The organism is Thermosynechococcus sp. NK55a, from assembly GCF_000505665.1.
In the GTDB taxonomy this organism is placed as follows: domain Bacteria; phylum Cyanobacteriota; class Cyanobacteriia; order Thermosynechococcales; family Thermosynechococcaceae; genus Thermosynechococcus.
The window spans coordinates 1300416-1316995 of the sequence record NC_023033.1; the positions used below are offsets into that span (position 1 = coordinate 1300416).

Consider the following 16580-nt stretch of genomic DNA (forward strand, 5'->3'; position numbering starts at 1 on the left):
GAAACGTAAAGATCGCTATCTTAAGAGTAATACACTTTGCAGGAAGGGACTGGGCAAAATGACCTCGACGCTCTCCGCCACAGCAGCTTTTCCCACCGCAGACTGGACTTGGCGCGGCCATCGCATTCGCTACAGCGTCAATGGCAGTGGTGCCCCAGTGGTCTTGGTTCATGGGTTTGGTGCCTCCATTGGTCACTGGCGCAAAAATATCCCCGCCCTCACTGCCGCAGGCTACCGTGTCTATGCCCTTGATTTACTGGGCTTTGGTGCATCGGCAAAGCCAGATTTAACCTACAGCTTGGATCTGTGGGCAGAGCTACTGGCGGATTTTTGGCAAGCCCATATTGGGGAACCGGTGGTTTGGGTCGGCAACTCCATTGGGGGTCTGTTGTGTTTAATGATGGCCGCCCGCTATGGCCACACCTGCCGTGGGGTCAGTGTTCTCAACTGTGCCGGCGGACTCAACCACCGTCCCAATGAACTCAACTGGGCACAGAGTCTGTTTACAGCAATTTTTCGGGCATTGGTGGCCTCCCCGATCATTGGTCATCTCATTTTCCATCAGATTCGACAGCCAGAGCGCATCCGCAAAACCCTGACCCAAGTCTATGCCAATCCCGAAGCCATCACCGATGAATTGGTGGAGCTGTTGCACCGGCCGGCCATGGATACCGGTGCTAAAGAGGTCTTTGCCCGCGTCATTTCGGCACCCCCTGGCCCCAAAATTGTTGATTTGCTCCCCCACATTCAAGTGCCAATTCTAGTGCTGTGGGGGGAAGTGGATCCTTGGACCCCCGTGTCGGGGACAAAGCACTTTGAGGCTCACCAAGACCGCTTAGCCATCCGCATTGAGCGGTTGCCCAATACTGGCCACTGCCCCCATGACGATCGCCCTGAACTTGTCAACCCAATTTTAATTGGGTGGCTGCAACAGTTGACTCAAGGCTAGCTGAGTCACCTCAACAGACCCCCAAGGGCATTCAGACTGGCTGATAAGGGCGGCAGCAGTAGGCGATCGCCCACCATGGCAGCACACAGCAGCATCATATACAGGATGGAAAACTTAAAGAGACTACGGGCGCGTTCCCTATCCTCTGGGGCTTGGGTCAACTGCCACGCGCCGTAAATAAACCAACTGCCAAGGGCGATCGCCCCCAGACCATAGCCCCAACTCACCACACCACAGGGATAAACTAACAGCAAACTGGTGGGCACCAGTGCCAAGGTGTAGAGGAAAATTTGCTGTGCCGTCAGGCGATCGCCCCCCACCACTGGCAACATGGGCACCTGCACACGGGCATAGTCCTCTTGAATCAACATCGCCAGCGGCCAAAAATGGGGCGGTGTCCAGATAAAGACAATGGCAAACAGGACCCAGGCCGCCCAACTCAGTTCTCCCGTCACCGCTGCCCAACCCACCAAGGGGGGAATCGCCCCGGCCGCACCGCCAATCACGATATTTTGCGGCGAAGACCGCTTCAGCCAGTGGGTATAGACCCCCACATAGACCGCAATTCCGGCCATGGCAAGGCAAGCACTCAGGAGATTGGCAAATACTGCCAAAAGACCAAAGGCCGTGGTTGCCAGCAGTACCGCCAGAAACACCGCTTCCCAAGGGGCCACCCGCCCTGCCGGCAAAGGCCGATGGCGCGTCCGCTCCATCATTGCATCAATATCACGGTCATAGAGACAGTTGATGGTATTGGCTGCCGCCGCCGCACAGGTACCGCTCACAAGGGTGATGAGTAGCAATTGGGGAGCCACCCGACCTTGACCGGCCACCTCCATTGCTGCTGCAGTGGTAATTAAAAAGAGCAGGATTAACCGCGGTTTTGTGAGCTGGACATAGTCCACCAATTTTGTCGAGAGATCCCCCGTTGAGGAGGAAAGCCTAGCGAGAAATGTCATGCAGACCTCAGAGATGTTTAAGATTCCCGTTTCAGAAAATAGGGTGGGCGATCGCGCCACGCCAAGGCTGAAATAGCCACCAACACCCCCAAGAGGGTGGCGCCAATCATTTGATGGGCAACGGTGAGAGCCGGAACCTGTAGCTTTAGTTGGAGAGTGCTCCACCCCAAGGCCACTTGCAGCGCCACCAACGGCAGGAGCGAGAAACTCAATTGCCGCAACGGAGAAGTTAAGGCGGGGCTGCGCCAGGCCACCATGACAACTGCCAAAACCCCCAAGGTGGCTGGGACAACCCCCAACAGATGACTATGGAGCACCCCACACAGGCGATCGCCATAGAGGCACTGATGAACCGCCCACTGCGAAGACACCAAGCCCCCCAACAAACTCTGGCCATAGACCCATAGCAGGGCGATCGGTCCTGTAAGTCGCAACCAACGGGCGCTACCCCTACCGCTAAAGGGAGCCAAGCCAACGGTGATTGCTACCAAAAGGCAAAAGAAGAGTAGTCCTGTGCCCAAGTGAGCCGTGACAATTTCAAAGCGCAGCAACTCCGTGACCGTTAGCCCCCCCAAAATCCCCTGCAAAATCACCAGGCACAGTGCCGCCGCCGCAGCGTAGGGAACCCAAGGAGGCAGGGCCTGCCGCCAAGCCACGCTCAAGCCAACAAAGGCGATCGCCAGCAGCCCTAAGCTGGTGGCCAACAGGCGGTGAAACCACTCTAGGAAAATCTGCAAATCCATTTGCGGCACCAGCGTACCAAAGCACAAGGGCCAATCGGGACAGGCTAAACCGGCATCCATCACCCGTGTGGCACTGCCCACCGCCATCAAAAAGAGGGTAAAGACCGTCATCAGCAACACGAGGTGAAAAATCCACTGGCGACGGACACTCGGATCACTGCCTAGGGTCAAGGGTGAGACATCAAAGGGACCCAGCACGGATTTTTCCTCGACAGCAACAACTCCTTCATGGTAAAGAAGCTAAGGGGGGGATCACGGCTGCCGTGAAAATCTATAGCTTTTCTTTAAGTTTTCGCTAGAGTATAAATTTTTCTTGCATTTTGTTGCCTAATTTCCTAATTTTAGATGGCCTAAAAGGACGACTCCCCAGGACTGGGTTGTTGTTGCAAGAAGTGGAGAAAATCCAAGAGTTCTTCATCGCTCAATTGCTGGCGCGATCGCTTGCCATAGCGTTGCAGTAAACAGGCACGGCCTTGGGCTTCGGTCCATCCCAAGCGCTTCATTTCCACAGTGGTTTGGGCAATTTCATCCGCCAGATCCACGGGTTCGCGCTTGGTGAGGGGCTTCTCGCTGGCCGGTTTCACGGTTGGTTGGCTGCGGCGAGGATTGGCAGAAGGGGTGGGTTCTAGGAACAGATCAGTATTGCTGGCCTCTGACCAAGAAGCTGCCTCTAGGGCTGGTGGGACACGGGGAATCAGTTCCGCTGCCGTTTGCACAGGGAGGTGAATACCCAAGAGTTGCAGAGCACGCTGGCGAGCAGTATCTTCCGCCTGTTCAAGGGTTGGTGCCGCCGCCATCCCTGTAGCGAGAATAGTGTCCCCCACTCGGAGGGTCGTTTTGACAATAAAGAGGCCGTCATGAATTTGCAATAAATCACTGACAATGCTGCCGGTGGGATAGCGGCGGTGAAATTCGCTCATGGGGGTGCCGCAACAAAACGACGCATCGAGTTAATCTTATCCTATCCTTGCCGAGGGGCTGGCCTAGAGGAGATTCAACACCGCCTTGTGAACGGCAGCCGACTGCAGGTAGGCTTGATAGCTGGGCACGGGGGCAGAGAAGGTGTGTTGCCATTGGTGGATCAAGGCAGTGGGGTCAGGGGGCAAGGCTGCCAGTTCAACCCCAGCCATACCCGTATCGGCCATGAGGTAGCGGACCTTGGGATCGTAGCTGAGGGCAAAGCAGCGACAGCCGACACTGGCGGCCATAATCAGCGCATGGAGACGCATGGCGATCGCCCCCGCCGTTGCCGCTAAAACTCCCTTCATCTCGCGGGGATCCTCGCAGGAGATCAGTTGGGTCTGATCGGGCAGCAGTGCCCCATAGAGATCCTCAGCCAAGGGCAAATCCTGTTGGCGCTGAAAGGGCAATAGCAAAAGCAGCACACCCGTCTCTTCCTGCCACCGCCGCAAGGCCATTTTGAGAAGCTGCCAGCGATCGCTCGTGAGGTGCCGATGGGGACGCAAACACACAGCAATGGGCGCCCTATCCTGGGGGGGCAACCCAGGACGCGCCGGCATCAGCCATACGGGATCGGCTCCCTGTTGATGGGGAATACCCCACTGCCGCAGGAGGGCTGCCGACCCGGAATCTCGCACCGTAACGGCCACACAACGGCGGAGCAGTTCCCGAGTCCACCAGCGATAGAGGGGCGATCGCAGCGGTCCAATCCCCTGTGCCCAAGCAATGGTGCGACAGCCAAACCGCTGCGCCAGGGTCATCAAGCCAAGGTAATAGAGAGGACTGCGCCAACTCGTCACATCCTGAATCAGACTTCCTCCACCCCAAATAAAGGCGTGGCTCTGTTGCAGAGTACGCAGCACCGTTTGCCACTGCCGGCGATCGCAGGTGGCAACACCATAGCGGTCTGCCGTGGCCCTAGGATTGCCGCTGAGGACGACCGGTGAAACGTGGCGGGGCAACTGTTCGAGGAGCGTTGCCAACAGCGCCTCATCGCCGGTATTCCCATAGCCGTAGTAACCACAGAGAAAGACTTGACTCATACAACAGGCTCCACGAGCGGCGCTGCCTGAAGAATCTGTTGAAGAACATTGATGAAGGAGGAGCTGGGTTGAATGGCCGGCACCAAGGAAACGCCGTGGTGGGGATACCTGACCTGCAGCAGGGTGAGTTGGCTGTGCACCTGATCAAGGGTTTTGCCACCAAAAAGAAAGTAGCCATAAATTTTGCTACTGGTATACCCCTGAGCCATCCGCGCCTCAATGGCATGGTCTAAACTTCCCGTTTGGGTCAGCAGGGCTGGATGCACACCACAGGTCTGACACAGTTCCTCAAACCAAGGGAGGACTTCAGGCCGACGGCTGCCATGGCCAAGGAGAATATGGGCAACTTCATCGGCAATCGCCCGTTTTAACCATGCTTGAAAGAGCGGCTGTCCCCCCAAGAAGGGGAGTAATTGAATGGGAAGCACCGGCTCGGCGGCCGCGATCGCCCGCGGTAGATCCACCACCACATGGTTGCCCGGCAATAGAAAGAGGGGTAGGATCACCATCCCCTTAGCCCCCTGAGCTTGTGCCTGCTGACTGAATTGGCGAATCTGCGCCGGCAGTGGTGCTCCTTCAAGGGTTCCCCAACTGAGGATGCCAAGAGGGGTGAGTTGCTGGCACAGGAATGCCATCGCTTGCTGCGGCTCCAGGGCAGGACTGCCGTGGCTAATGAGAAAGTAAGCCATCATGGGGAAGCAAGGAAGCGCGATCGCCAGTTTTCGCTCAAGAGTTCCTGTTGCGGCACCAAAACCTGCTCTCCAGAAGCCAACCACTTCACTTGCACAGTGCGATCCGTCGCTTCACTTTCGCCAATGACTAGACACACCGTGGCACCTACGCGATCGGCGCGTTTCACCTGCTTGCCAAAGGCACTACCGCTGAGATCTACTTCTACGGTATAGCCTTGATGCCGCAGTTGCTGGGCCAAGATCAGGCCTTGACGTTCAGCAGCTTCGCCACGGGTCACCATATAGAGGTAGGGCTGATTGCGCGGTGGCAGAGGGCGATCGCGCAAAAGTAAAATCAGCCGTTCCAGTCCCATGGCCCAACCAATTGCCGGGGTGGGTGGGCCACCCAGTTCCTCCACAAGGTGATCGTAGCGGCCACCGCCACAGACAGTTCCCTCATTCCCTAAGCTCACCTCCTGAAATTCAAAGGCGGTGTGGGTATAGTAATCGAGACCACGCACAAGGGCAGGGTTAATTTGGTAGGCAATGCCCAGAGCCTGCAGGAGGGATTGGACTTGCTCAAAATGGGCGCGCGATCGCGCACTCAGATAGTCCAAAAGCCGCGGCGCTTCCTTGACAATGGCTTGGGTGCGGGGGTCTTTGCTATCCAGAATCCGGAGGGGATTGCGGTGGAGGCGTTCTTGGGAATCGGGGTCTAACTCTCCTTTGTAGGGGGTGAGGTAATCCACCAAGGCTTGGCGATAGGCACTGCGATCCTCGCGATCGCCCACGGAGTTGAGCATCAGGGTTAACTCCTTTAGTCCCAGAGCCTGCAAAATATCCAAGGCCACCGCAATAACTTCGGCATCGGCACGGGGATCGGCACTCCCTAAAACTTCCACCCCCAACTGGTGAAACTGGCGGTAGCGACCGGATTGCGGCCGCTCATAGCGAAACATTGGCCCTAGGTACCACAGACGTTGCACACCCCCTTGGCTGTGGAGGCCATGCTCAATATAGGCGCGAACCACCCCCGCCGTGCCCTCTGGCCGCAGCGTCAGCGACCGTTGAGCGCGATCGCTAAAGGTGTACATCTCCTTACTGACAATATCGGTGGCCTCACCAATGCCCCGCTCAAACAGATGGGTTTGCTCAAAAATCGGAGTGCAAATTTCACGGTAGGCAGCGCGATCTAAAATTTGCCGAGCAATGGTTTCTAAATACTGCCAATAGACCCGCTCAGCGGGCAAAATATCGCGAGTTCCCCGTGGTGCTTGCAAACCCATGTGTGGTCAATGCGCAAATGAAACAGACGTCATTATACCTGCTTATACCTGCCTAGCTTCCTAGTAACTTCTCCACCCGCTCTAAAACCTCGCGAATGTGCTTTAATTCCCCAAGAATTTCCTTGAGGAGATTGTCGGTGGGATGAGGGGGGATTGTTTTTAATTCCACTTGGAGGGTAGTAATCCCCATCACATCACGGGCAAAGCGAGCCACTTCATTGGGGTGAAACAGCAGCGGTTGACGACGGCTCTGGCGATGCTCTGGATTGAGACGCTGGGGATCAAAGGGGGGATTAATTGTTTCATGACTAGTGTTCACATAACGGTAAATAGAGGCACGGGAGCGGCGGAGAGTTTGCTGCACCTGATCAATGGTCATTAACTCATCCCCCCCTACCGGATAGAAAGAACGCTGCATCGAGGACGGTCAGACGGCAATGTTACTATCAAACTTATTTTACTGTAAGAATATGGACATTACTGCGTTAAGTTTTCAGGCTAATTTCCTCAGCGGCGGGCGGAAGGGGTCGTTGTTGCTGTGCCAACAGGCCACGGGCAAATGAGAGGGCCATAGCGGAGCAATCGCCCCCCGCCAAATCCGCAAGGGCTTGGACACGTGCCTTATCGGTTAAGTATTGCACATGAATTGCCGTTGTGGAGGTGCTGGGGTCAATATCCTTGTGAACCCAATAGTGATGATCAGCCGCCGCCGCAATCAAGGATTGATGGGTAACACACAACACCTGATGGGTTTGCCCCAATCGGCTTAAACTCTCGGCGATCGCCCCCGCCACGCGGCCGGAGACGCCAACATCAATTTCATCGAAAATTAGCGTTTTCGGCGTTTGCTGTGTCGCCAAGCAGGTCTCCAACGCCAGTAGAAACCGACTCATTTCACCGCCAGAGGCAATCTCCCCCAGGGGTTGCAGGGGTTGGCCGGGGTTGGCACTCCAAAGAAAGGTGATCTCGTCACTCCCGCTACTACTGGCTTCTGTGGTTGTCAACTGCACCCTAAAACGAGCTTGGGGAAGCCCAAGGGGACAAAGGTGGGCAAGGAGGTCTTGTTGGAGGCGTTCTGCTGCCCCTTGCCGCAATTGGTGGAGTCGCTCACTCGCTTGCTCAAGAACTTGGCGCCGTTGGGCAACTTCGACCTCTAAGACCTCTTGGCTAGTGGCAGCATCCCTGAGGGCGGCTAATTCTGCTTGGATGCGATCGCGATAGGCAATGACACTGGCTAAATCGGGGCCATACTTGCGACACAGGCGTTGTAATTGGTGAATGCGCTGACCTAAGGCGTCCAGCATGGCTGGGTCCGCATCGAGGCGATCGGCATAGCTGCGCAGTTGGCGTGCCGCTTCTTCGGTGTGGGCGATCGCCCCTTCTAACAATTCCCCAATGGGTTGAAGCGCTGGATCCCAATCGGCAATGGATTGCAGCGCCCCTTGGGCTTGGGCGAGCAACGTCACCACACTGGGTTCGCCCTCGTAGAGGAGGTGATAGGCCCATTGGCTTTGGCTTTGCAGTTCCTGGACATGGCTGAGGCGTTGATAGTCCTGTTGCAACTGGCTGAGTTCCTCAGGGTCTTCCAGGGCGGCACCCAGCAGTTCTTGGAGTTGAAAGTGGAGTAAATCGAGTCGCTGCAGTCGCTGCTGTTCCTGAGCAACAAAGTCTTGCAATTCCCGTTGCCTTTGTTGCCATGCCCGATAGGCTTCTGCCACCCGCTGCCGCTGGGTCATTAGGGCCTCGCCCCCATAGCGATCGAGCCAATCCCGCTGTTGGGCAGCACTCGCCAGTTGCACCGCCTGTCCCTGAGCTGTGAGGTGCACAAGGTGGTGCCGCAGTTCCTGCAGTTGTTGCCGATTCACGAGCACGCCATTGACTCGACTGCGACTGCGAAACGTCTCACCCTTGAGACTAAACTCACGGCTACAAATCACCTCCTCCCCTTCAGCATCAATTTCTACGGTGGTCAGCCAGTCTCTCACTGGCGGGGTCAGGGTGAAACTAGCTTCGATACAGCCCTGCGCCGTTCCCGATCGCAACTGGCGTGCCGAGAGCTTTCCCCCTAGGAGGGCATCAATGGCATCGAGGAGGATTGACTTTCCTGCCCCTGTTTCCCCGGTGAGGACATTGAGCCCCCGCTGAAAGGTCACCTCTAGCTCCGCAACGAGAGCAAAGTTTTGAATCCGCAGCGTTTGTAGCATTGTGGCTCCACTAGAGCAACGGTTCTGGGGCAATCCTTGCGAAAAGGGCAGTAACCCACTTTTGGGATCGCGTGACTTGATTTTGTACCGCCGATTGGCCTACATAGTAGAAGGTAACATTTTGCAACAATGTGAGGAGCGACCGCGCGGATGATCACGGAGGCAGCGATCCCGGCCACGGTTCCCAAGGAATTTTTAGGTCCCCCGGTGGGCTTTAACCCCACCCTAGTGATGTTTTTTGCCGCATTTGCGATCGCTATTCTATCCACCTGGAGCTACTTTCAAGGTCACTGGCCGGGCTGGGTCTCATTTGTGGCCAATATGTTAGCCTTGCACCTGATGGGCACAGTGATCCACGATGCCTCCCACAATGTTGCCCACAGCAATCGCATCATGAATGCCATCATGGGCCATGGCAGTGCCTTGATGTTGGGGTTTGTTTTTCCGGTCTTTACCCGCGTGCACATGCAGCACCATGCCCATGTCAATGATCCCGAAAATGACCCTGATCACTACGTTTCCAAGGGGGGGCCGCTGTGGTTAATTGCGCCCCGCTTTTTCTACCATGAGGTTTTCTTTTTTAAGCGGCGGCTTTGGCGCAAGTATGAACTGCTGGAGTGGTTCCTCAGCCGCCTAACGCTGGTGGGGCTTGTCACCTTTGCGGCCCTCAATGGCTATTTGGACTACATTTTGAACTATTGGTTCCTACCCGCTGGGGTTGTGGGTTTGATGCTGGGGCTGTTTTTTGACTATTTTCCCCATCGTCCCCACACGGAGCGCGATCGCTGGCACAATGCGCGGGTCTATCCCAGTCGTGTCCTCAACATCCTCATTTTTGGCCAAAACTATCACCTGATCCATCACCTCTGGCCGAATATCCCTTGGTACAAGGTGCAGCCCGCCTACTACGCCGTCAAACCTCTCCTCGATGCTCACGGTTGCAAACAAACCCTTGGTATATTGGAACCAGGGAATTTCCTGCCCTTTCTCTACGATGCTTTGGTGGGTTTGCATTTTCATCGTCCCCGTTCTTCCTGAGGTGACTCCCCGCTATGGTGATTAGCGCTGCGGGCGATCGCCCCCCTGTGGTGGCGGTTGAGCACCTACAAAAATCCTACCGCACTGGTTTCTGGCTACAGACAGTGCTGACGCCCCTCAAGTCTGTCTCGCTGCAAGTCCAGCCAGGGGAAACCTTTGGCCTGCTGGGGCCTAATGGAGCGGGCAAGACCACCCTCTTAAAAATTCTTTTGGGGCTGGTGCGACCCACGGCTGGCCACGGTACGCTGCTGGGATATCCCTTGGGCGATCGCGCTGTGCGGCAGCGGATTGGCTACCTACCGGAAAATCCCTACTTCTACGACTATTTGACTGCTTGGGAGTTCCTAGAGTTTACGGCAGGCCTCTTTGGCCTCAGTGCCGCCACCCGCAAAAAACGCATTCCCCTGCTATTGGAAATGGTTGGCCTCAATCTCAAGGATGCCCGCAAAAAGCAAATGCGCCGCTATTCAAAGGGGATGGTGCAGCGGGTGGGATTGGCGCAAGCTCTAATTAACGATCCCGAAGTGGTCTTTTTAGATGAACCGATGTCGGGCCTCGACCCCCTTGGCCGCTACCAAATTCGCGAGATCATTCTTTCCCTAAAACAGCAGGGCAAAACAATTTTCTTCAATAGCCATGTGCTAGCGGATGTGGAAGCCATTTGCGATCGCGTTGGCATTTTGGCACAGGGGGAACTGATTTGCGCAGGTACGGTTGATGAACTCCTCGGCAGCAGCCAAGCCTATCATGTGGTGGGCAAAGGGGGCCATGTGGACGGCCTTCAGGAATGGCTCTATTCCCTAGAAATTCAGGGCGATCGCTGGCAAGGCGTGATCAAAATTCCCCTACAACGCTTCCTTGCTCTCGTTGAAGAAATGGGCGGCAAAATCCTACAACTGCGCCTGGCTCGCCCCACCCTAGAAGAGTTTTTTGTGGAACAACTGCGCCAACGGGGGATTCAAGTGACCTATTAGGAATGCAATTTAGAGATGCAATCCGTGTGAAATTCTCATCGCAAAAGGTCATCATCTATGCTGAACTGGCGCCGTTTTCTTCGGTTGAGTTGCCTAGCGGCTCTTTTAGTGGTTGCCTGTGGTACCTCTTTCTCTTCTGTGGCCACCGATACCCTCAGCCAGAAAATTGAGCAGTTGCGACAGGCGCCCCTTACCGTCGTGGTTGAGAATGCCCAAGGTCGTCCGATTCCCAATGCCCGCATCGAACTGGCACAGCAAAGCCACGCCTTCCCCTTTGGCGTTGCCCTCGATACGGAGATGTTTCGCCCCAGCCCACCCCCCGCTGCCCTTTGGTACAAGCAGACGGCTCAGGAAAACTTCAACGCTGCGGTTCATGAAAATGCCCTCAAGTGGTATCAATTGGAGCCAGAGCAGGGCAAGCTGGACTTTACCATGGCTGACACTATCTTGAACTGGGTAGAGGCGCAGGGCTGGCCAATGCGGGGGCATACCCTCTTTTGGGAAGTGGAGCAGTTTAATCCCCCTTGGCTGAAAACACTGCCACCCGAGCAATTGCGCGCAGCAGTTCAAAACCATGCCATGACCGTCTGTCGCCACTATCGCGGTCGCATCAACGAATTTGATGTCAACAATGAAATGCTCCATGGCAATTTTTTCCGCAGTCGCCTTGGTGAGGGCATTGTTAAGGAGATGTTTGACTGGTGCCGTGAGGGCAATCCCGAAGCCGTTCTCTATGTCAACGACTACGGCATTATTGAGGGCGATCGCCTAAAGGACTATGTTGAGCAGATTCGCAGTCTCTTGACCCAAGGGGTGCCCCTTGGCGGTATTGGTATTCAAGCCCATCTGGAATCTCCCTTGGATGAGGCCAAAATGCAGCGTGCCCTCGATACCCTTGCCCAGTTCAATCTGCCCTTAAAAATTACCGAAGTGAGTGTGAGCTTGCCCGATGAGCAACAGCAGGCCCAGACCCTGCGCCAGATTTACCGCCTTGGTTTTGCCCACCCCGCCGTCCAGGAAATTTTGCTTTGGGGCTTTTGGGCAGGGAACCATTGGCGTCCGCAGGCGGGACTCTATCGCCAAGATTTTTCTGCCAAGCCAGCGGCGATCGCCTACCGCAAGCTCCTCTTTGAAGACTGGTGGACTAGGGTGACCGGTCGCACCAATGCCCAAGGACAATGGCAGGGCCGCGGCTACCTCGGTCGCTATCGCTTAACCGTTACCGCCCAAGGCCAAACCCAGACCCGCGAGTTTGAACTGCCCCCAGGGGGAACCACTGTCACCCTGCGGGTATGATATGAGCCTAGCCCCGCAGAGCCGCTGTCAAAAGGGAGAGCCAAGCCAAGGGATTGCCGCCAGCGTAAATGTCCATGACCGCCTGAGCCAGTTGAGGTAGGGTGCGATGGCCATAGAACCAAGGAGGAGTCACCGGTAACTGGAAGGGCACACGAACCACGGCTTTTTCGGGATAGTCAAACAGGAAGCTATTGTGAACGACGCCCACCCCAGAACCAATGGCCGCTGGCCTATGGCCAGGAAAGGCGCCCCAGGGGGTACAGCCCAACCCATAGGCCAAGGAGACCCAGGCATTAATGGCAATGGAACCGTAGCGCAGTTGGGCGATCGCCCGCTCCAGTGCCTCTGCATAGCTGGCCTCGGTCCGTGGATCAATGATTAGACTACAGCCAAGGGTGCCCCAGAGCCGCTCATTGACAAAGGTCACCGCAGTGGCAAGGTAGGCAGGGGCATCATTGACGGGCAGTTGCACCTCTGCCAACAAACCACAAAAGACCTCTTCGCGGAAAATCCGAGGATTCGCCGTCGGGGTGAGGCCTTCAATCAGGGTCCAAGGAATCGTGCCTTCCACCGCAGGACTCAGCACCGTGGCTTGGGGATAATCCGCCAAAAACGATTCATAGCGGGCGATCGCCCCCGGATAGTAAGCAGGACGCGACGGAATCCCTTGCAGTTGTACCTTTAGGGCGTTGAGGAAGGCCTCGCGCTGCGGCCATCCCGCAGCAGTGACCAGGATTTGCGCCCCAATGCAGTTGAAGCTGGCATTGTGAACAAGGGCACTGGCCACTTGGCGGGCTTGATACACTAGTTCAGACTCCGTCCACTGCCCGGGGACCATCAGCAAGGGCGTGACATTTCCCAATTCTGCCGTTACGGGTTTCCTCAGCTTGGGGCATTGGCGCGCCTTGCGAATGGCCTGCTCAGCCGCCGTTTCTCCCCAGAGCAGACGATTGTAGGTGTGGTGGGACCCCGTAATGTGAATGTGCTGCGTCAAGGGATGGTGGCAGAGGGCTTCGCCTAGGGCGGCATCCCCCTCCATGATCTCGAGGAAGCCCGCCTCAATCAGGGGCGCACAAATCTTACGAAAACACTCCGTCAAGGGAGCCAAGAGGGGATTCATCTTCAGGAGTGCCACTCGATTGGCCACCACGAGTTGATAGAGGGCATCCGCCAAGCACAAGGATGTAATATTGCCCGCCCCCAGCACGACAGCAACTCCCGGTGGGGGTGGGTTACGGTAGGCACTGCCTTGAGTTGGGGGGTGATTGGGTTGGAGCCAAACTGCCGCTTTCACCCCAAACCAGAGTAAGCGCTCTTGCCAATTGCGCGGCAGAATCTCAGCGATCGCCTGACCGGTGGGGGCGGTTCGCCAGCGGGGTACGGGGGGAGTTGCCTCGTGACGCAGGGCATAGAGATAGTGATCCAGCTTGAGAATCAGTCCCAGAGGGCCTGTTGTCCACTCTTCCCCTGCCCAGGCGCCTTGGGGATCAATCCCCTTGATTTGACAGGCTAGGGTAACCCACTCTGTGGCATGGCGGCGAGCCAGGGCCTTAACCGCTTTCAAATAGGGAATCCGCTGCCGCGGGGAGAGGGATTGCCAGCGGCCGGCCTGCTGGTGGAGGCGGTCAAGTTCGGGAATCGTGGCTGTGGAGAGTGCCATAGGGAAGTGGTTGGTTTTCTCCTGTGGACATTGTTTGCGGACATTGTTGAACAGCGGTGCCAGTTCTGGGCGGGCTGTTGTGATCAATGCTCTTGTGCCAAGAAACTCAATCGCGATCGCCCGCCCGCTGCGCTACATTAAAAAATTATGAACGATGCAGGGGAGGTAAGGCGTGATTCGTCCCGACAGCGAAGTCATTTTAGAAGTTAGAAAGTTAACAGCCAGTGTGGAGGACACCCCCATTCTCAAAGGGCTCAACTTGACGATTCGCGCGGGAGAAATTCATGCCATCATGGGACCCAATGGCTCCGGCAAAAGCACCTTCTCCAAAATTCTCGCGGGTCATCCCGACTACACGGTAACGGGTGGCGAAGTCCTCTACAAAGGCAAAAATCTCCTGGACTTGCCCCCCGAAGAGCGTGCCCGCGAAGGGATCTTTTTGGCCTTTCAATACCCCCTTGAAATTCCGGGGGTGAGCAACCTCGACTTTTTGCGGGTAGCCTACAATGCCAAGCGTAAGCACCAAGGCCGCGATGAACTGGATGCCTTTGATTTTGATGATTTGGTGCGGCAGAAACTCGAACTGGTGAAGCTAGATGAAGGCTTCCTCAATCGGGGGGTGAATGAGGGCTTCTCTGGCGGTGAGAAAAAGCGCAATGAAATTTTGCAAATGGCCCTGCTGGAACCAACCCTTGCCATCCTTGATGAAACGGACTCTGGGCTTGATATTGATGCCCTGCGCATTGTTGCCAAAGGTGTCAACCAACTCACTCGCCCCGACAACTGCATTCTGCTCATTACCCACTATCAGCGGCTGTTGGACTACATCGTGCCCGACTATGTCCATGTCATGGAGGGAGGGCGCATTGTCCTCACGGGGCCAAAGGAACTGGCACTAGAACTGGAAGCACGGGGCTATGACTGGGTTCGCGAAGAGGAGGTGGCTACATCATGACAATTGCAGTCAATGCCAATTCCGATCAAGCGGATCTGCCCAAGGCCAGTTGCACCAATGAGCTCAATGACCTATTGAACTTAGCCCCGCCCCTGCGCCACCCTGAGCTGGCAGTGCTACGCCAAACTGCCCGCGATCGCCTCCATGAGCAAACCTTGCCGACCCCCCGTGATGAGGATTGGCGCTTTACGGATTTATCGGTTTTACGGACGCGCTCCTTTGAACCGCCCCTTGCCCCCCTCAACCCTGAAATTGTTGCTGAGGTGCGGCATTTACTGTGCGAACGCAGTTTTCCAAGCATTGCCCAGATTGTCCTGATTGATGGCTATTTTTGCGGGGAACTCTCCCGTGTGGATGCCACGGGGGTTGAGTTATTGTCCCCCTCCCTGCCGGCGATCGCCCCCCCGGAGGTCTTCAGTGACCTCAATGCCGCAATGCTGGCAGAGCGGTTGTGTCTGCGCCTATCAGGACATCTCAGGGAGCCGGTGGAGGTGTTCTTTGTCAGTAGTCGGCAGCAGCAGAGTGTGGTCTCACCCCGCCTTACCGTTGAAGTGGCTGCCCACGGTCAAGTTAGCCTGATTGAGCGCTTTTTGTCCCTCACCGGTGATCAACAGTTCACCAACACTGTGACGGAAATTTCCCTAGGTGCCGCTGCTTGCTTGCACCACGTGCGAATTCAACACCAATCGCCGACGGCAATTCACATTGGGCAGACAGCCGTCCGCCAGGAGCGCGATAGCTACTATCAGGGGCACGCCATTGATTTGGGGGGATGCTTGAGTCGCCATCATTGGCAGGTGCAGATCCAAGGCAGTGGTAGCCAGACAATCCTGAAGGGGCTAGCGATCGCCATGGATGAGCAGATCGTAGACACCCACTCGGCAGTGCTCTTCCATGCTCCCCACAGCAGGAGTGAACAGATTCACAAGTGCATTCTTGGCGATCGCGCCCATGGCATCTTCAATGGCCGAGTGATCGTGCCCCAAGTGGCGCAACTCACGGATGCCAGCCAGCTCAATCGCACGCTGCTGCTCTCCGACAAAGCCCGTGTGGATACCAAACCACAACTGGAAATTGTGGCCGATGACGTCAAGTGCTCCCACGGTGCCACCGTCAGTCAACTGGCCGCAGAGGACCTCTTTTACCTGCGCAGTCGCGGCCTTGATCAGCGCCAAGCACGGGATTTACTGGTGAAGGCCTTTGCCCTTGAGCAGCTCAGTGATATTACGCCAGAGCCACTACAGGGGGAAATTGAGGAAGCACTGCTGGCCAAGTTAGGCGGGTCGTTGGCGTAACATCCGCCAGCCGGTGAAAAACATCAGGAGCAAAGCCATACCCAGCAGCAAGACGTAGAGGGGTTTTAGGCCTGCGCCCAGATAGGCCCCTTCATGGACCTGTAATAAAATAGCCACCCTTTCCTTCGGCAACCCCAGCCAATAGCGACTCAAATGATACATCACTCCTGTGATGGCACTGATTAGCAATGGTAGAAGGAGAAACAAGGCGCCATATTGATGTATTACCCTCACTTTTATATTCCTCTTGGCAGAAGAAAGGGGACGTTTTAGAAGCCGCGGATTAATTAACCTGAAGCCGCTGACAATCAAGACAACCACGGCCCAGCTGAGCAAGAGCATATAAACGCAACTAAACCATTCCCCCAGACAGCTACCCGTATGGATTGCCATCATCGCTCTACCAAAGTCCTTTGATAGATTGAACCAACTACGGCCTAGACGATAGGCCAGCCCCGTACAAGCGGTTAGCCCTAAGGGTAAAAACAGAGCGATCGCTAGTTGACGATGTAGGTGACGGATGTTCATCTTCATCAAAAGAACGCAG

Annotated in this window: 16 protein-coding genes; 6 read left to right on the plus strand and 10 right to left on the minus strand. The window is 55.9% G+C overall.

Translation table 11 applies throughout. The annotated features are described in order from the left end of the window. Positions 1 to 58: 58 nt before the first annotated feature. Entirely contained in the window at positions 59 to 949 is an 891-nt protein-coding gene (locus NK55_RS06250; protein WP_024124925.1) for an alpha/beta fold hydrolase, read from the plus strand. A 5-nt stretch (positions 950 to 954) separates the two neighbouring features. Here the strand turns inward: NK55_RS06250 and NK55_RS06255 are convergent, their stop codons facing one another. The 8 genes from NK55_RS06255 to recN form a co-directional block, all read right to left on the minus strand. Next, positions 955 to 1908, minus strand: coding sequence for a heme o synthase (locus NK55_RS06255; RefSeq protein WP_024124926.1), 954 nt, complete (start codon positions 1906 to 1908; stop codon positions 955 to 957). Positions 1909 to 1925: 17 nt separating this feature from the next. Continuing rightward, the gene (locus NK55_RS06260; protein ID WP_024124927.1) at positions 1926 to 2849 is read right to left on the minus strand and encodes a heme A synthase; all 924 of its coding nucleotides are present in this window, start codon (positions 2847 to 2849) and stop codon (positions 1926 to 1928) included. 152 nt (positions 2850 to 3001) lie between these two features. Further along, positions 3002 to 3571, minus strand: a complete 570-nt coding sequence (locus NK55_RS06265; protein WP_024124928.1) for a hypothetical protein — start codon at positions 3569 to 3571, stop codon at positions 3002 to 3004. A 63-nt stretch (positions 3572 to 3634) separates the two neighbouring features. After that, on the minus strand, positions 3635 to 4654 hold the full coding sequence (csaB, locus tag NK55_RS06270; protein ID WP_024124929.1) for a polysaccharide pyruvyl transferase CsaB: 1020 nt from the start codon (positions 4652 to 4654) through the stop codon (positions 3635 to 3637). Then, positions 4651 to 5346, minus strand: coding sequence for a sirohydrochlorin chelatase (locus tag NK55_RS06275; protein WP_024124930.1), 696 nt, complete (start codon positions 5344 to 5346; stop codon positions 4651 to 4653). The genes csaB and NK55_RS06275 overlap by 4 nt, the downstream gene beginning before the upstream one ends. Next, positions 5343 to 6611: a histidine--tRNA ligase gene (hisS, locus tag NK55_RS06280; protein ID WP_024124931.1), complete on the minus strand. Its 1269-nt coding sequence runs from the start codon at positions 6609 to 6611 to the stop codon at positions 5343 to 5345. Before hisS ends, NK55_RS06275 begins: the two co-directional genes overlap by 4 nt. A 52-nt stretch (positions 6612 to 6663) precedes the next feature. Beyond that, positions 6664 to 6990, minus strand: a complete 327-nt coding sequence (locus tag NK55_RS06285; protein ID WP_225871741.1) for a resolvase — start codon at positions 6988 to 6990, stop codon at positions 6664 to 6666. Positions 6991 to 7096: 106 nt separating this feature from the next. After that, positions 7097 to 8815, minus strand: a complete 1719-nt coding sequence (recN, locus tag NK55_RS06290; RefSeq protein ID WP_024124933.1) for a DNA repair protein RecN — start codon at positions 8813 to 8815, stop codon at positions 7097 to 7099. A gap of 153 nt (positions 8816 to 8968) precedes the next feature. On the opposite strand from recN, the gene crtR reads away from it, so the two are divergent. Genes crtR through NK55_RS06305 form a run of 3 tightly spaced genes read left to right on the plus strand, consistent with a single transcriptional unit; the run spans position 8969 to position 12123 of the window. Beyond that, positions 8969 to 9853: a beta-carotene hydroxylase gene (crtR, locus tag NK55_RS06295; protein WP_398508309.1), complete on the plus strand. Its 885-nt coding sequence runs from the start codon at positions 8969 to 8971 to the stop codon at positions 9851 to 9853. A 14-nt stretch (positions 9854 to 9867) separates the two neighbouring features. After that, positions 9868 to 10827, plus strand: coding sequence for an ABC transporter ATP-binding protein (locus NK55_RS06300; protein ID WP_024124935.1), 960 nt, complete (start codon positions 9868 to 9870; stop codon positions 10825 to 10827). Between the two features lie 57 nt (positions 10828 to 10884). Next, on the plus strand, positions 10885 to 12123 hold the full coding sequence (locus tag NK55_RS06305) for an endo-1,4-beta-xylanase (protein WP_024124936.1): 1239 nt from the start codon (positions 10885 to 10887) through the stop codon (positions 12121 to 12123). Positions 12124 to 12130: 7 nt separating this feature from the next. Here the strand turns inward: NK55_RS06305 and NK55_RS06310 are convergent, their stop codons facing one another. Continuing rightward, positions 12131 to 13870, minus strand: coding sequence for an aldehyde dehydrogenase family protein (locus NK55_RS06310; RefSeq protein WP_051372806.1), 1740 nt, complete (start codon positions 13868 to 13870; stop codon positions 12131 to 12133). Positions 13871 to 13955: 85 nt separating this feature from the next. Here NK55_RS06310 and sufC point away from each other — a divergent pair, with 85 nt between their 5' ends. Both sufC and sufD read left to right on the plus strand, forming a co-directional pair. After that, positions 13956 to 14738 (plus strand): Fe-S cluster assembly ATPase SufC, encoded by a 783-nt coding sequence (sufC, locus tag NK55_RS06315; RefSeq protein WP_024124938.1) that lies wholly within the window; start codon positions 13956 to 13958, stop codon positions 14736 to 14738. Then, positions 14735 to 16033 (plus strand): Fe-S cluster assembly protein SufD, encoded by a 1299-nt coding sequence (gene sufD, locus NK55_RS06320; RefSeq protein WP_024124939.1) that lies wholly within the window; start codon positions 14735 to 14737, stop codon positions 16031 to 16033. The genes sufC and sufD overlap by 4 nt, the downstream gene beginning before the upstream one ends. On the opposite strand, the gene NK55_RS06325 is transcribed toward sufD, so the two are convergent. Then, positions 16013 to 16561 carry a PepSY domain-containing protein gene (locus tag NK55_RS06325; RefSeq protein ID WP_024124940.1) on the minus strand — a complete coding sequence of 183 codons (549 nt, stop codon included), beginning with the start codon at positions 16559 to 16561 and terminating at the stop codon, positions 16013 to 16015. The genes sufD and NK55_RS06325 overlap by 21 nt on opposite strands. Positions 16562 to 16580: the final 19 nt, after the last annotated feature.

What these genes read in the sequence shown, in the direction of transcription:
- NK55_RS06250 (WP_024124925.1), top strand. Translation starts at nt 59, where the DNA reads ATGACCTCGACGCTCTCCGCCACAGCAGCTTTTCCCACCGCAGACTGG.
- NK55_RS06255 (WP_024124926.1), bottom strand. Translation starts at nt 1,908, where the DNA reads ATGACATTTCTCGCTAGGCTTTCCTCCTCAACGGGGGATCTCTCGACA.
- NK55_RS06265 (WP_024124928.1), bottom strand. Translation starts at nt 3,571, where the DNA reads ATGAGCGAATTTCACCGCCGCTATCCCACCGGCAGCATTGTCAGTGAT.
- csaB (WP_024124929.1), bottom strand. Translation starts at nt 4,654, where the DNA reads ATGAGTCAAGTCTTTCTCTGTGGTTACTACGGCTATGGGAATACCGGC.
- NK55_RS06275 (WP_024124930.1), bottom strand. Translation starts at nt 5,346, where the DNA reads ATGATGGCTTACTTTCTCATTAGCCACGGCAGTCCTGCCCTGGAGCCG.
- hisS (WP_024124931.1), bottom strand. Translation starts at nt 6,611, where the DNA reads ATGGGTTTGCAAGCACCACGGGGAACTCGCGATATTTTGCCCGCTGAG.
- NK55_RS06285 (WP_225871741.1), bottom strand. Translation starts at nt 6,990, where the DNA reads ATGACCATTGATCAGGTGCAGCAAACTCTCCGCCGCTCCCGTGCCTCT.
- recN (WP_024124933.1), bottom strand. Translation starts at nt 8,815, where the DNA reads ATGCTACAAACGCTGCGGATTCAAAACTTTGCTCTCGTTGCGGAGCTA.
- NK55_RS06300 (WP_024124935.1), top strand. Translation starts at nt 9,868, where the DNA reads ATGGTGATTAGCGCTGCGGGCGATCGCCCCCCTGTGGTGGCGGTTGAG.
- NK55_RS06305 (WP_024124936.1), top strand. Translation starts at nt 10,885, where the DNA reads ATGCTGAACTGGCGCCGTTTTCTTCGGTTGAGTTGCCTAGCGGCTCTT.
- sufD (WP_024124939.1), top strand. Translation starts at nt 14,735, where the DNA reads ATGACAATTGCAGTCAATGCCAATTCCGATCAAGCGGATCTGCCCAAG.
- NK55_RS06325 (WP_024124940.1), bottom strand. Translation starts at nt 16,561, where the DNA reads ATGAACATCCGTCACCTACATCGTCAACTAGCGATCGCTCTGTTTTTA.